At 63.7% G+C, this 14,334-nt stretch carries 13 protein-coding genes and 1 other RNA gene; 12 read left to right on the top strand and 2 right to left on the bottom strand.

Features of this window, described 5'->3' with window-relative positions; translation table 11 throughout:
* Positions 1 to 124: 124 nt before the first annotated feature.
* From NMB96_RS05240 to adh, 6 genes are all read left to right on the top strand, one after another.
* Entirely contained in the window at positions 125 to 2,260 is a 2,136-nt protein-coding gene (locus tag NMB96_RS05240) for a TonB-dependent receptor family protein (protein ID WP_255086425.1), read from the top strand.
* A 149-nt stretch (positions 2,261 to 2,409) separates the two neighbouring features.
* On the top strand, positions 2,410 to 2,709 hold the full coding sequence (locus NMB96_RS05235) for an FHA domain-containing protein (RefSeq protein ID WP_023902040.1): 300 nt from the start codon (positions 2,410 to 2,412) through the stop codon (positions 2,707 to 2,709).
* A 127-nt stretch (positions 2,710 to 2,836) separates the two neighbouring features.
* Positions 2,837 to 3,217, top strand: a complete 381-nt coding sequence (locus tag NMB96_RS05230) for a cupin domain-containing protein (protein WP_043888814.1) — start codon at positions 2,837 to 2,839, stop codon at positions 3,215 to 3,217.
* Between the two features lie 371 nt (positions 3,218 to 3,588).
* Positions 3,589 to 4,080, top strand: coding sequence for a hypothetical protein (locus NMB96_RS05225; RefSeq protein ID WP_255086424.1), 492 nt, complete (start codon positions 3,589 to 3,591; stop codon positions 4,078 to 4,080).
* 137 nt (positions 4,081 to 4,217) lie between these two features.
* The gene (locus NMB96_RS05220) at positions 4,218 to 5,198 is read left to right on the top strand and encodes an IS5 family transposase (RefSeq protein ID WP_183086603.1); all 981 of its coding nucleotides are present in this window, start codon (positions 4,218 to 4,220) and stop codon (positions 5,196 to 5,198) included.
* Between the two features lie 284 nt (positions 5,199 to 5,482).
* On the top strand, positions 5,483 to 7,012 hold the full coding sequence (adh, locus tag NMB96_RS05215; RefSeq protein ID WP_023902044.1) for an aldehyde dehydrogenase: 1,530 nt from the start codon (positions 5,483 to 5,485) through the stop codon (positions 7,010 to 7,012).
* A gap of 6 nt (positions 7,013 to 7,018) precedes the next feature.
* Here the strand turns inward: adh and NMB96_RS05210 are convergent, their stop codons facing one another.
* Positions 7,019 to 7,300 (bottom strand): SDR family oxidoreductase, encoded by a 282-nt coding sequence (locus NMB96_RS05210; RefSeq protein ID WP_192824378.1) that lies wholly within the window; start codon positions 7,298 to 7,300, stop codon positions 7,019 to 7,021.
* Between the two features lie 336 nt (positions 7,301 to 7,636).
* On the opposite strand from NMB96_RS05210, the gene NMB96_RS05205 reads away from it, so the two are divergent.
* The 3 genes from NMB96_RS05205 (at position 7,637) to NMB96_RS05195 (ending at position 9,503) form a co-directional block, all read left to right on the top strand.
* Entirely contained in the window at positions 7,637 to 8,083 is a 447-nt protein-coding gene (locus tag NMB96_RS05205; protein WP_023902047.1) for an Rrf2 family transcriptional regulator, read from the top strand.
* Positions 8,084 to 8,226: 143 nt separating this feature from the next.
* Complete coding sequence (locus tag NMB96_RS05200) at positions 8,227 to 8,871, top strand: NADPH-dependent F420 reductase (protein ID WP_023902048.1); 645 nt, start codon at positions 8,227 to 8,229, stop codon at positions 8,869 to 8,871.
* 227 nt (positions 8,872 to 9,098) lie between these two features.
* The gene (locus NMB96_RS05195; protein WP_023902049.1) at positions 9,099 to 9,503 is read left to right on the top strand and encodes a DUF779 domain-containing protein; all 405 of its coding nucleotides are present in this window, start codon (positions 9,099 to 9,101) and stop codon (positions 9,501 to 9,503) included.
* 51 nt (positions 9,504 to 9,554) lie between these two features.
* Here the strand turns inward: NMB96_RS05195 and NMB96_RS05190 are convergent, their stop codons facing one another.
* Complete coding sequence (locus NMB96_RS05190) at positions 9,555 to 9,734, bottom strand: hypothetical protein (RefSeq protein WP_023902050.1); 180 nt, start codon at positions 9,732 to 9,734, stop codon at positions 9,555 to 9,557.
* Between the two features lie 153 nt (positions 9,735 to 9,887).
* On the opposite strand from NMB96_RS05190, the gene ku reads away from it, so the two are divergent.
* The 3 genes from ku to NMB96_RS05175 all read left to right on the top strand — a co-directional run bounded on the left by ku (position 9,888) and on the right by NMB96_RS05175 (position 13,760).
* The gene (ku, locus tag NMB96_RS05185; RefSeq protein ID WP_023902051.1) at positions 9,888 to 10,838 is read left to right on the top strand and encodes a non-homologous end joining protein Ku; all 951 of its coding nucleotides are present in this window, start codon (positions 9,888 to 9,890) and stop codon (positions 10,836 to 10,838) included.
* A 9-nt stretch (positions 10,839 to 10,847) separates the two neighbouring features.
* A complete protein-coding gene (gene ligD / locus NMB96_RS05180; protein WP_023902052.1) occupies positions 10,848 to 13,622 on the top strand; it encodes a DNA ligase D in 2,775 nt (924 codons plus the stop codon).
* Between the two features lie 61 nt (positions 13,623 to 13,683).
* A non-coding RNA gene (locus tag NMB96_RS05175) (sX9 sRNA) lies at positions 13,684 to 13,760 on the top strand.
* Positions 13,761 to 14,334: the final 574 nt, after the last annotated feature.

Below are 14,334 nucleotides of genomic sequence, written 5' to 3'. Positions count from 1 at the left end.
GACTTCCGGGTGCTTGACCGCGGCTGGGCCAAACCACTTCATCGTAGCAGCCCATGGCGGGCGTAGCATGCTTCGTTCCGTACGCAACAATGCGCCCGCAGTACGGATGAGGGACACTACGCCCATGCCCAGACTCACCTTGTTGGCCGCCGCGTGCGGCCTGTTCGCCACGAGCGCCGCGCCGCTCGCCCTGGCCGCCGACACGGCGCCGTCGTCTACACCGATCCAGCGCTTGCCCACCGTGCAGGTGGACGCCGCGCGCGTGCACGGGGTGGACGACTTCGACCTGCCGGCCTCGTTCACCGTGGTGGCGGCCGACGACGACAACCGCCGCGGCGCGCAGGTGTCCGAGCTGCTCGATGGCATCCCCGGCCTGGTGGCGCGCGACCGCCAGAACTATGCGCAGGACACCCAGCTGTCGATCCGCGGCTTCGGCGCGCGCTCCACCTTCGGCGTGCGCGGCGTGCGGCTGCTGGTGGACGGCATCCCGGCCAGCATGCCCGATGGCCAGGGCCAGCTCTCGCACTTCAACGTGCTGGGCGCCGAGCGGGTGGAAGTGCTGCGCGGGCCGTTCTCGGCGCTGTACGGCAATTCCTCCGGCGGCGTGTTGCAGCTGTGGAGCGCCGACGGCAAGCCGGGCGACCCGTGGCGGCTGCGTGCCACCTATGGCAGCAATGCCACTGCCAACGTGGGCGCGCAATTGCTCGGCCAGCAGGGCGCGGTGCACTACAACCTGGCCGCCAATCACTTCGAAACCGACGGCTTCCGCGACCATAGCCGCGCCAAACGCGATTCGGTCAATGCCAAGCTCGGTTTCGATCTGGCCGAGGGCCGCCGGCTGGACCTGGTGCTCAATTACCTCGATGCACCAGATGCGCAGGACCCGCTCGGCCTGACGCGTGCGCAGTTCAATGCCGACCCGGCCCAGGCCACGGCGGTGGCGACCCAGTTCAACACCCGCAAATCGGTACGCCAGTCGCAGGCCGGCGCCATCTTCACCCAGCAGTTCGATAGCCAGACGCTGCGGCTGATGGCCTACGGCGGGCAGCGCAGCGTGGAGCAGTATCTGGCGATCCCGGTCGCGGTGCAGCGCAACCCGCTGCATTCGGGCGGGGTGATCGATCTGGACAGCAATTACGAAGGCGCCGATGCACGTTGGGCCTGGCAAGGCGACGCGTTGGGCCGGCCGCTGCAGCTGACCGTGGGCGCCAATGTCGATCGCCAGCGTCAGCACCGCACCGGTTACGAAAACTTCGTCGGCGACACGCTGGGCGTCAAAGGTGCGCTGCGCCGCAATCAGCGCGATCAGGTCGAGAACGTGGACCAGTTCGCACAGCTGTGGTGGCAATGGAGCGAGCGCTGGTCCGCCTTGCTGGGCGTGCGCCATAGCGAGGTGCGCTTCGACTCGGACGACCATTACATCGTCGGCCGCAATCCCGACGACAGCGGACAGCGCGATTATTCGGCGACCACGCCGGTGGCCGGCATCGTGTTTCGCGCCGCCGACGATCTGCGTTTCTACGCCTCGGTGGGACGCGGCTTCGAAACGCCCACCTTCAACGAGTTGGGCTATCGCAGCGATGGCGGCGCCGGCCTGGCGCTGGATCTGGGCGCGGCGATAAGCCGCAACTATGAAGTCGGCAGCAAGTGGCGCGCGCAAAGCGGTGCAGCGGTGGAGTTCGCACTGTTCCGCGCCGACACCGACGACGAACTGGCGGTGGCCAGCAACACCAATGGCCGCAGCACCTATCGCAACATCGGCGCCACCCGGCGCCAGGGCGCTGAGCTGAGCTGGAATCAACCGGTGGGCGACACCCAGCAAGTACAGCTGGCCTACACCTTCGTCGATGCCACCGTGCGCGATGGGTATCTCACCTGCGCCAGCAGCGGCTGCGCCACACCCACCGCGCCAGTGGCCAGCGGCGCGCGCCTACCGGGCGTGCCGCGTCAACAATTGTTCGCACGCTGGCAGTGGCAGCCGATGCACTGGCAGTTCGCCGCCGAAACGGTGGTCTCCGACGCCACCGTGGTCAACGACCTGGCTACCGAACGCGCACCCGGCTATGCGCTGGTCAATCTGGAAGCCTCCAGGCGCTGGACCACGGGTCTTGGCGGGCTGCGCACCTTCGTCCGCATCGACAACGCGTTGGATCGGCAATACGTGGGCTCGGTGATCGTCAACGACGGCAACGGGCGCTATTACGAGCCCGGCCCGGACCGCACCTATACGGTGGGGCTGCAGTGGGATTTCGGCGGCTGAGCTACCCGAAGGCGGCGCGCGTTCAACAACACGCACGCCGCCCGTAGGAGCGCACCCGGGCGCGACGAAGCCTTCCCGATAACACGCGCGTCGCCACGCAACGGCCACAGCAGCGCAATTGCATCTCCAATACCACACCAGGCCCCACCATGATCGTCATCGATCACGCCCCCGCAGACTGGTTTCTCCTGCACGAGGACAACCGCTACTGGCTGGACATCAACTGCACGATCTCGGCCACCGGCTTCTCGCTCCTGCTGGCATTGAACGCAACCGAGCAGGCCGATGTGCTGGCAGACGGGCATGCCGCCTGCGCACGGCTGGCCGCGCAGGTGCAACGGCGGCCGCACGACTTTGCCGCGCGTGATGTCAGCGCCAGTCACGGTGCGCAGGTCACCGCGGCCGTGCAGGCGTGGCGCGCGGCAGACACCGGCACCACGCGCGCATGAGCGCGCATCGTGCCCGGCAAACCGCTCGCGCTGTTCGCTGGGCGTCGCTGCAAGGCGCCGCATTGACGCGGCGGTGACTGCCGGCAATGCGATGCACTAAGCTTGCAAGCGCATTCCCCGCACAAGGATGTTTCCGTTGAACACGCGCTACGCCCCGATCGATTTCAGCGACAAGCTCGCGATGCTGTCGCAGCATTGGTCGCCACGTGTGGTGGCGGAAATGAACGACTACCAGTTCAAGTTGGTCAAGCTGCAAGGCGCCTTCGTGTGGCATCAGCATGCGGACACGGACGAGGTGTTTATCGTGCTGGACGGCAACATGTCGATCGAGTTTCGCGATGGTGTGGTGGCGCTGTCGGCCGGGCAGATGCACGTGGTGCCCAAGGGTGTCGAACACCGGCCGGTGGCAGAGCAGGAATGCAGCGTGTTGCTGGTGGAGCCGCGCGGCGTGGTCAACACCGGCGATGCGGGTGGTGCGTACACGGCTGACAACGACGTCTGGATTTGATTGTTTTGCGGTGCGTGCGGGTGCAGAGCGGCTGCAGAGCGCATGATCTGCGGCTTGGTTGCAGGGTCCTTGCCCGCCCACCCTCGCGGGACACGCCGCAAGTACGTCCGTGTAGGCTCTTACGCGGCATCCATGCCGCGTAAGGTCCCGCGAGGGTGGGCGGGCAAGGGCCAGTGGAGATGGTCGGTGTGCATGGTTGTGAGCAGTGCGTGCCAGTCAGTTGCGTGGCACGCAACCAGCTCCGCGTGACATGTGTTGTTGCAACTACCGAGTTGCCTATTGCGCACCTTTGTCATACACGATATCGCTGCAGCGCCTGCGGATAGTCAGCTGTGAGGTGCGTGCTAGGCTCGACTTCTCGCACACAATGCATGGAGCACGTGATGAAGTTCTTGGCAGCAATGTCGATTGCGGTGTTTGGCACGAACAGCCTGTGGGCCAGTGCCGCTACGCCTGCGGAACAGGGCGATTTGCGTGTGACGCGCACCTATCCGACAAACAGTCCGGCGGTGGCGCAAGTGTATCGCTGGTTGCTGGAGCAGCCGTCCAGGCTAAAGCTTCCGGCAAGCGCTGCCGAATTAGGCCAGGTGCGGACCAGCTACTTCACGCACGCGCCAGGAGCGGATCGGCGCACGGATCTGACCAGCACAGAGGTTGCCTTCCCTGTGCGTGGCCATGGCGGCGATGAGGTCGGTATCGATGCGTGTGGCGCCGGCATTCGCTATCAATGGAAGTACCGATGGATGTCGTCGTCGGCAAATGCCGGTTGGCGGTTGCTGGCTTACCAATTCAAGCAGGTGCAAGACTGCACTGCTGCCATGGCGGATCCCGGGTTCGTCAAGCCGGCGGCACCGCGCAGCTGAGATGGGCGTGCGCAGCTGCTTGCGGCCCATGGTGTCGCACGTTGCGGGTGCTACACGCAGCAAACTGGCACTAGGGAACCTCTGAACAACGCACCACAGATACGCGACACTACCCGCCTGATGTTGAGGAGTGATCCATGCAACTGACGTTCGGTGACGCTGAGGGCCTGGGCAAGCGCAAGCAGACCCGGCGCGAGATCTTTCTGGCCGAGATGGAGCAGGTGGTTCCGTGGCAGCAACTGCTCGGTCTGATCGCGCCGCACTATCCGGTATCGGGCCGGCCAGGTCGGCAGCCGTACGCACTGGCGACGATGTTGCGGATTCATCTGCTGCAGCAGTGGTATGCGCTGAGCGATCCGGCGATGGAAGAAGCACTGCACGAGATCCCGACCTTGCGGCGGTTTGCCCAGCTCGGTGGCTTGGACAACGTTCCGGACGAGACCACGATTCTCAACTTTCGGCGCCTGCTGGAGACCCATGGCCTTGCCGCGCGGATGCTGGAAGCGGTCAACGCGCATCTGGCGCGCAAGGGCCAGAGCCTGCGGTCGGGCACGATCGTCGATGCGACGCTGATCGCGGCGCCCAGTTCGACCAAGAATGCCGACAACGCGCGCGACCCTGAGATGCATCAGACCAAGAAGGGCAATCAGTGGTATTTCGGGATGAAGGCGCACATCGGCGTGGATGAATTTTCCGGGTTGGTGCACCACGTCCATTGCACAGCCGCCAACGTCGCCGATGTCACGGTGATGCACACGTTGCTGCATGGCAAAGAAGACAGCGTGTTCGGCGATAGCGGCTACACCGGTGCGGACAAACGCGAAGAACTGCAGGCCTGCAAGGCTGCATTCTTCATCGCCGCCAGGCCCTCGACGATGCAAGCCCTCGGCAACAAACGCGAGCGTGCTCGGGAAAGACGTTGGGAACACTTCAAGGCCAGCGTGCGCGCGAAGGTGGAGCATCCATTCCGGGTGATCAAGCGCCAGTTCGGCTACACCAAGGTCCGCTATCGCGGCCTGGCCAAGAACACCGCGCAGGTGCTGACCTTGTTTGCGCTATCGAACCTGTGGATGAAGCGAAAGCAGTTACTGCCGACGATGGGGAGCGTGCGCCTGTAACCCGGGGAATTCCCAAGGAAAGCTCCAGAAATTGCGAAAAATCCGAAGATCCAAACGCGACTCTCCGGAACGATGCGACATCCCGCACTCTCAGGCCTCATTGTTCAGACCTTCCCTAGTTATCTCCGTGCACGCAATGATGCGCTGCAGCGCACTTTCCACAGCTGCGTACGAAAAAACGGCTGCGCCGCAATGACGCAGCGCAACAGCGCATGACATGACATTGCGCTAGCACTTGCGCGGGTATACACGTTCGCATCGGACCATCGCAGCAGGAGACCATGATGAATGCGCTTCCCTCCACCAAGCCGTTGAATACCGACCCGACCTCGATTTTCAAACCGCGCTACGACAACTTTATCGGCGGTGCGTGGGTGGCGCCGGCAAGCGGCCAGTACTTCGACAACACCACGCCGATCAGCGGCAAGGTGTTCACCTCGATCGCGCGCTCCAACACGCAGGACATCGAAGCGGCGCTGGATGCGGCGCATGCGGCCAAGGAGGCATGGGGCAAGACCTCCACTACCGATCGCTCCAATGTGCTGCTCAAGATCGCCGACCGCATCGAACAGAATCTTGAACTGCTCGCGTATGCCGAAACCTGGGACAACGGCAAACCGGTACGCGAAACGCTCAATGCCGATGTGCCGCTATGCGTGGATCACTTCCGCTATTTCGCCGGTGCCATTCGTGCACAGGAAGGCGGCATCTCCGAGATCGACAGCGACACCATCGCCTATCACTTCCACGAACCGTTGGGCGTGGTCGGGCAGATCATTCCGTGGAATTTTCCGTTGCTGATGGCCTGCTGGAAACTGGCACCGGCACTGGCCGCCGGCAACTGCGTGGTGATGAAGCCGGCCGAGCAGACCCCGGCATCGATCCTTGTGTTGATGGATGTCATCGGCGATCTGTTGCCGCCCGGCGTGCTCAACGTGGTCAACGGCTTCGGCCTGGAGGCGGGCAAGCCGCTGGCCAGCAACCCGCGCATCGCCAAGATCGCCTTCACCGGCGAAACCACTACCGGCCGGCTGATCATGCAGTACGCCAGCCAGAACCTGATTCCGGTGACGCTGGAGCTGGGCGGCAAATCGCCCAACATCTTCTTCGCCGATGTGATGGCCGAAGACGACGATTTTCTCGACAAGGCGGTGGAAGGCTTCGTGCTGTTCGCCTTCAACCAGGGCGAAGTGTGCACTTGCCCGTCGCGCGCGCTGATCCAGGAATCGATCTACGACAAATTCATGGAAAAAGCGCTGGCAAGGGTGGCGGCGATCAAGCAAGGCAACCCGCTCGATCCCAACACCATGGTCGGCGCGCAGGCCTCCAGCGAGCAGTTGGAAAAGATCCTGGCCTACATCGATATCGGCAGACAGGAAGGCGCCGAAGTGTTGATCGGTGGCGAGCGCAACACGCTCGATGGCGAGCTGGCCGGGGGCTTCTACGTCAAGCCGACCGTGTTCAAGGGCCACAACAAGATGCGCGTGTTCCAGGAAGAGATCTTCGGCCCGGTGGTGTCGGTGACCACCTTCAAGGACGAAGCCGAGGCGCTGGCGATCGCCAACGACACGCTCTACGGCCTGGGCGCTGGCGTGTGGAGTCGCGATGCGGCGCGGCTGTATCGCATGGGCCGCGCGATCCAGGCCGGGCGCGTGTGGACCAACTGCTACCACGCCTATCCGGCGCATGCTGCGTTTGGCGGTTACAAGCAGTCGGGGATTGGTCGTGAGAATCACAAGATGATGCTCGACCATTATCAGCAGACCAAGAACCTGCTGGTGAGCTATTCGCCGAAGGCGCTTGGGTTTTTCTGAGTGTTGTCACGGCAAGCGTGACCCAGGTTGCGCTTGCCGCAACATCAACTCACCAGCCCGCCATGCCGCCGTCCACGCGCTCTCGTTGGAGGCGAGAAACAACGCAACGTTCGCAACTTCCTCCGGCTTGCCGAGCCGGCCGAGCAGGGTCTTGCCCAGCATGTAGTCGGCCCATTCCGTGTCCTGCAACTGCTCATCCGCCAATCGCTCAGCGATGCGGTATTGACGATCGTGCCGCCACTCCTTGTGCAGTTGGTCCTCACCGATCGCTCGCAACTGTCGGCACAACGGCCGTCCGCCAGCTCGCCATTGACCTGGGACCTGGCAGACCTGTCCACCAAGCACGCGCTGCTGGTCAGCGGGCTGGGTTGGGGAGAGATGCCGCTACATACGGTGGACAAGGACCTCGCCGAGGCGCCTGGTCGAACTTGCAGTGAAGGGCCTGCCGCTTGGTGGAGCGCAGTTGCCAATGTGGCGATCTACCGCAATGCCGCGCCCCCGGGGCCTGCGGGCCGCTGATGATCGATCGGCTCAAGCAGTGCGCGAGCACGCGGCGCACCAACGTGTTGACAGTCTAATAAGTGTGCTGTAATGTTGGTTACACACATTCACAAGCAGGCCGACATGCCCACCAGCACCCGCTTCGTCGTTGCGGTCCACATCCTGACGTCACTGGCCGTCAGCGATGGCAAACCGCTGCGCTCCGAAGATCTGGCGTACTCGGCCAATACCGGGCCGGTCGTGGTGCGCGCGTTGTTGTCGCGTCTGGCCGAGGCCGGCCTGACCCGTTCGCAGCTCGGGGCGGGCGGCGGCGCCCTGCTTGCCAGGCAGGCGAAGACGATACGGCTGCTGGACGTCTATCAGGCCGTCGAGGATACCGAGTTGTTCCCTACGCATCGAACGCCACCTTGCGAGAACTGCGCAGTCGGCGGAAATATCCTCGAAGCGCTTGGCCCGCCGCTGGCGCGGGCACGCAAAGCACTTGAAGCGGAGCTGGCAAAAACCAGTATTGCGTCGGTCGCAGCAGAGGTGGCGCGGCTTGGAAAGTTTTCGATCCCGCTGGTGTGGTGAAGTTTTCTCAATAAATGTAATAGAGTAAGTGACACAAATATATTAATGAGCTGTTTGTACGTTCGATGTCTCAACACCCGATCGGCCCATGTGGCGCCGGCGGCCGTTTGCTTTCAACCCCAACGTCTTATCAGGAGAACATCATGAGTATCGGTATCATCGGTTCCGGCGCCCTCGGCTCCAACATTGCACGTGCGCTCGCCAAGCACGGAATTTCGGCCACCATTTCCAATCGCCGCGGCCCCGACTCGCTGGCAACGCTGGTGCAGGAGCTGGGCCCGTCGATCACGGCGGGTACCACGGCGGAAGCGGCGAGTGCCGATATCGTCTTCGCGGCGATCCGCTGGAGCGATATCGAGAGCGTCCTGGGTAGCCTGCCGGCATGGAACGGCCGCATCGTGGTCGACGGCACCAATCCGGTCGAATTCCTGGACCCGAATTCGGAAGATGCGAAGGACCCCAGCAATCCGCTTGCCGCCTACGGCATCAAGGCGGTCGATCTGGGTGACAAGCATTCCAGCGAAGTGCTGAGCCAGTTCGTTCCGGGTGCACGCGTGGTCAAGGCATTCAACCATCTCGACGTCAACGTGCTGCCAGAGCCAGAGGTTGCCGGCGGCAAGCGTGTGCTGTTCTATTCGGGCGATGACGCAGACGCCAAGGCCGAGGTTCGCAAGATCATCGAGGCTGCCGGCTTCTTCGCGGCGGATCTGGGCTCGCTGGAGGTTGGCGGCCGGCTTGCCTCGTTGCCGTTCGGTGCCTTGTCCACGCACAACTTCATCAAGATCTAAGCCCGCAACCTCTGATGAGGCGGCGCTTCAAGCAGCGCCGCAGCGTGCCGCATCGGACAGCAGGCAGCTCCCCGCCACGACGGTTGTCCAATCGGCGCAGCTGCGTAGGTCGGGCTGCACCTTGCAGCACGGTCGCGTGACACTCCGCGGAGAACGTATGCGCGCAGCAGCGTGAGAGGCGTATCGTGCCTGACAGGGCGGCCTGATGCGGCTGCAGGAGGCGGACGATGCAGCACACCACGCAATCCACCACGCAATCGGAGATGCCGCCGCAGGTCATGGCTACCTTGGCGGCGTTGCAGTTGATCGAAACGCTGCGCGCACGGCATGGCGAGTTGCTGTTCCATCAATCCGGCGGCTGCTGCGATGGGTCTTCGCCGATGTGCTTTCCGGTGGGCGATTTCATCGTCGGCGACCGTGACGTGCTGCTGGGCGAGATCGGCGGTGCGCCGTTCTACATCAGCGCCTCGCAGTTCGAGTACTGGAAGCACACCCAGTTGATCATCGATGTGGTGCCGGGGCGCGGCGGCATGTTTTCGCTGGAGAACGGCGAAGGTGTGCGCTTTCTGGTGCGCTCGCGCTTGTTTGCCGATGAAGAATTTGCCCGACTGCAGGCAGCAGGTCGGGCGTAACGCATACCCGCCTGGCTGGTGCCGCCGGGCGGGTATTTCAGCCGGCTGTTTTCAGCGGTCTGTCAATGTCGACAGTGCAGTGCCCGGCTTCTTGGCCGGCGTGTCGCTATCGGCAGGAATCAGCTTGTCGGGCGCATCGCCGGCACCGCGGTCTTCGTAGTGTTCGGCATCGCGCTTGCCGTGTTGTTCGCCCGGTTGGCTCGGTTGGTCGCGCAGTGGGTCACGGGACATACGATTCTCCTGAGAGTCGAGATGGTTGCGCAGTTGACCGCGCGTCGGGTGAAGGGGGCGCAGTGGCAGCTGCCCACACACGGCTCACGCATGGCTCACGGCGCCAGCGTTACAGCTATGTGCTACCCCAACAGCACCCGGAGTCACACGCCGATGGCACGACCGATCTGGACCGGAACCCTCTCGTTCGGCTTGCTCAATGTGCCGGTGTCGCTGATGTCGGGCGAGCGCAAGGTGGACCTGCATTTCCGCATGCTCGATTCGCGCGACAAGAAGCCGATCCGCTTCGAGCGCGTCAATGCCGACACCGGCGACGAGGTGCCGTGGAAGGAGATCGTCAAGGCGTTCGAGTACGACAAAGGCAGCTATGTGATTGTGGAGGAGCAGGACATCCGCTCCGCCTCGCCGGAAAGCCATGAAACGGTAGAGGTGGAGACCTTTGTCGACGCCGCCGACATCGACCCGCGCTATTTCGAAAAGCCCTACATCCTGGTGCCCGGCAAGAAAGCCGAAAAAGGCTATGTGTTGCTGCGCGAAACGCTACGCGACACCGGCAAGGTGGGCATCGCCAAAGTGGTCATCCGTACCCGCGAATACCTGGCGGCGGTGATGCCGCAGGGCGATGCGCTGATCCTGCTCCTGCTGCGCTACCAGCAGGAAGTGGTGGACCCGCAGGACTTCAAGCTGCCGACCGGCGCGGTGGGCGAATACCGCATCACGCCCAAGGAACAGGAGATGGCCAGGCAGTTGATCGAGTCGATGTCCGGCACCTGGCAGCCGGAGGATTACCACGACGAATTCCGCGGCAAGCTGGAGCAGCTGCTGCGCAAGCGCATCCAGGAAAAGGGCGGTACCACCAAGGTGGACATCGAGCCGCCGCAGCACGAAGACGCCACCACCAACGTGGTCGATTTCATGTCGCTGCTGCAGAAGAGCCTGCAAGCCAATACACGCACGCCGGCCAAGAAAAGCAGTGCGCCGGCAGCAGCGCCTGCCAAGAAAACCGCAACCAAGAAGGCGGCCAAGAAGGCCACCAAAAAGACCGCGAGCAAGCCGACCAAAACAGCGGCTGCGAAAGCACCGCCGCGCCGCAAGGCCGGATAGGCCCAGCCCATGTCACTGCACGACTACAACGCCAAGCGCCGCTTCGACCAGACACCGGAACCGGCCGGCGAGACGCCTGCGCGCGCCAGCAAGCAGCCGATCTTCGTGGTGCAGCTGCACCACGCCAGCTCGCGCCATTACGACTTCCGTCTGGAAGCCGATGGCGTGCTCAAGAGTTGGGCCGTGCCGAAGGGTCCTTCGTTGCGCGTTGGCGAAAAACGCCTTGCGGTGCAGGTGGAAGATCATCCGTTGTCGTACGCCAGTTTCGAAGGCGATATCCCGCAAGGGCATTACGGTGCCGGGCATGTGGACGTCTTCGACCACGGCCACTGGCACTGCGAGGGCGACGCATTGGCGGCGCTGGAGGCGGGCAAGCTGGAATTCGAGTTGCAGGGCACGTTGCTGCGCGGTGGCTTTGCGTTGGTGCGCACGCAGATGCGTGGCGGCAAACCGCAGTGGCTGCTGTTCAAGCGCACCGATGCCTACGCGGCCGATCTGGATGCCGATGCACTGGTGGCGCAGCAGGCCGCCGGTGCGTCGGGTGTGGCAACTTCGGCAACGCGTACCAAGACAGCGTCGGTGACAACGCGCGGCAAGGCTAGCCGTGCGCAACGTGTGCCGCCAGAAGCAATCGCCGAGACATCGACAGTGACAAGCAAACGTGTGCGCTCAGGGCGTGCAGAATCCAAACAGTGGCGTACCCGCGCCCTGGCGCTGGACGGCGCACGAGATGCGCCATGCCCAACCGAGCTGCGTGCGCAACTGACCTTGCTGCGCGAGCACGCCCCGGAGGGTGAGCGCTGGCTGCACGAGATCAAGTGGGATGGCTATCGCCTGCTGGCCGATCTGGTCGATGGCAACGTGCAGTTGCGCTCACGCAACGACCAGGCCTGGACGCAGCGCTTTCCGGATGTGGTGCGCGCGTTGCAGGCGTTGCCAGTGCGCGATGCGCGCCTGGATGGCGAGCTGGTGGTGCTGGACGCGCAAGGGCGCAGCGATTTCTCGGCGCTGCAACGCGCGCTCGATGGCAGCGTCACACAACCGCTGCGCTACATCGTGTTCGACCTGCTCGGCGTCGCTGGGGTGGATCTGCGCGGCACCCCGTTACTGCAGCGCAAGCAATTGCTGCGCGAGTTGCTGGGCGATCAACCGGGTACGCTGGCCTATAGCGACCATGTGATCGGTCACGGCCCGGAAGTGTTCGCGGCCAGCGCCGGCACCGGCTGGGAAGGCATCGTCAGCAAGCTGGCTGACGCGCCTTATCGCGAAGGACGCAGCGCCGATTGGGTCAAGACCAAGCACGCAAACAGTGACGAGTTCGTGGTGGTGGGCTACACCGACCCCAAGGGCGCACGTAGTGGTTTTGGCGCCTTGCTGATGGCGCAACGCGACGGCAAGACGCTGCGCTATGTCGGGCGTGTAGGCACCGGTTTCGACGATGCCTTGCTCGGCAAGATCACCACGCTGTTGCAGGCGCTGCATAGCGACACCGCCACGCTGGAATTGCCCACGCATATTCCGGGGCGGCCACGCGATGTGCATTGGGTGCGACCGGTGTTGATCGCCGAGGTGGCCTTTCGCGGTTGGGCCAAGGAAGGGCTGCTGCGGCAAGCCGCGTTCAAGCGTTTGCGTGAGGACAAACCTATGAGCGAGTTGGGCGGCGATCGCGCCGCGCCGGGCAAGCCGCGTGCTGCGAGCAAAAGTGGCAGTACGGCGACGGCCATTGCGCCTGCGCGCAAGACGGCGACGAAAAGAGCAACCAAAACGACAGTGGAAGCATCCACCAAGACAACCAGCAAACGCGTGCGTTCGACGGCATCGAAGACGACCGCCATATCGAAAACTGCAGTGCCCGGATCCAGGGCGTCGAAATCCGCAGCGTCCAAGTCCACTGAGTCCACATCCACGCCCACAGACGGCATCACCATCACTCATCCCGAGCGCGTGGTGTTTCCCGCAACGGGCATCACCAAGGGCGATGTGGCTGACTACTACCGCGCAGTGGCGCCGCTGGTGCTGGCGGAGATCGCCCGCCGTCCGTTGTCGCTGTTGCGTTGCCCCGACGGCGCCGGCGGCGAGTGCTTCTTCCAGAAGCACGAAGGTCGCCAGCTGGGCGCGCATATCAAGGCGATTCCGCTAAAGCAAAAAAGCGGCACCGAGGACTACATCTATGTCGAAGATGCCGCCGGCCTGCTCGAGCTGGTGCAGATGAACACGCTGGAGTTACATCCCTGGGGCGCGCAAATCGACGACCCGGAGCATCCGGATCGCTTGGTGTTCGACCTGGACCCCGGCGACGACGTGTCCTGGCCCGATGTGGTCGCCGCCGCGCGCGACATCCGCGCCAAGCTGCGCAGCGCGGGGTTGGAGAGCGCGGTGCGCCTGTCCGGCGGCAAGGGCCTGCACGTGGTGGTGCCGATCGTGCCGGAGGCAGGTTGGGAGCAGGCGCGCGATTTCTGCGAAGCGTTCGCACAGGCACTGGCAACGCACACCCCGGACCGCTACGTGGCGACCATGAGCAAGGCCAAGCGCCACGGCGTGATCTTCGTCGACTGGCTACGCAACGGGCGCGGTAACACCAGTGTGTGTTCGTGGTCGCTACGCGCCCGCGAAGAAGCCACCGTCGCCGTGCCGCTGCGCTGGGAAGAACTCGGCAAGATCAGCGGCCCGGATGCGTTTCCAATGGACAAGGCATTGCAACGTGCCAAGCGCCAACGCGCAGACCCATGGGCATCGGTGTTGGCGTTGCGGCAATACTTGCCCACAGGCGACGATAAGAACTAAGAGCGGCTAACAAACCTACTGCACAGCCCCCACGCGGGCGCGGCCTGTGTTCGGAATCGGCATTACCACTCGTACACTCCGGTTCTGAGCGCGCCGTCCGCACCCCACCTGACGAACGCTCGCTACGTTTTGTTAGCCGCTCTGAGCCGGAGGCTCAGGTCAAAAGCCTGGTTGGTCGAGCGCGCGGTGCCCTCACCGCTCGCGGGACACGCCGCAAGTACGTCCATGTAGGCTCGGTGGCGGCATCCATGCCGCCACACGGTCCCGCAATCGGTGAGGACACCGCACCAGGAAGTTGGTCGGTGGTCGCGTGAAAAGCTGCTTTCGCTCCAGGTGCATCGGCATTGGGTTGATACGCCATTATCCAAAATGCACATCCCGCACTGCTCTTGACCGTGCGCACCGACCATCTCGACGGGTCCTTGCCCGCCCACCGTCGCGGGACCTTACGCGGCATGGATGCCGCGTAAGAGCTTACAAGGACGTACTTGCAGCGTGTCCCGCGATGGTGGGCGGGCAAGGGCCCTGCAGCAAACTCACAGCGTCGAGGTCGCAGCGAGGACACCGCACCCGACAGTTTGCTGGCTGTTTATTGAAACTATGCGCACCGACCATCTCGACTGGTCCTTGCCCGCCCACCGTCGCAGGCTCTTACGCGGCATGGATGCCGCGTAAGAGCCTACACGGACGTACTTGCGGCGTGTCCTGCGAT

This window comes from Xanthomonas hortorum (assembly GCF_024339125.1).
In the GTDB taxonomy this organism is placed as follows: domain Bacteria; phylum Pseudomonadota; class Gammaproteobacteria; order Xanthomonadales; family Xanthomonadaceae; genus Xanthomonas; species Xanthomonas hortorum.
Note: the sequence above shows the minus strand (reverse complement) of the source record. Positions and strands in the feature narration are given on the sequence as shown.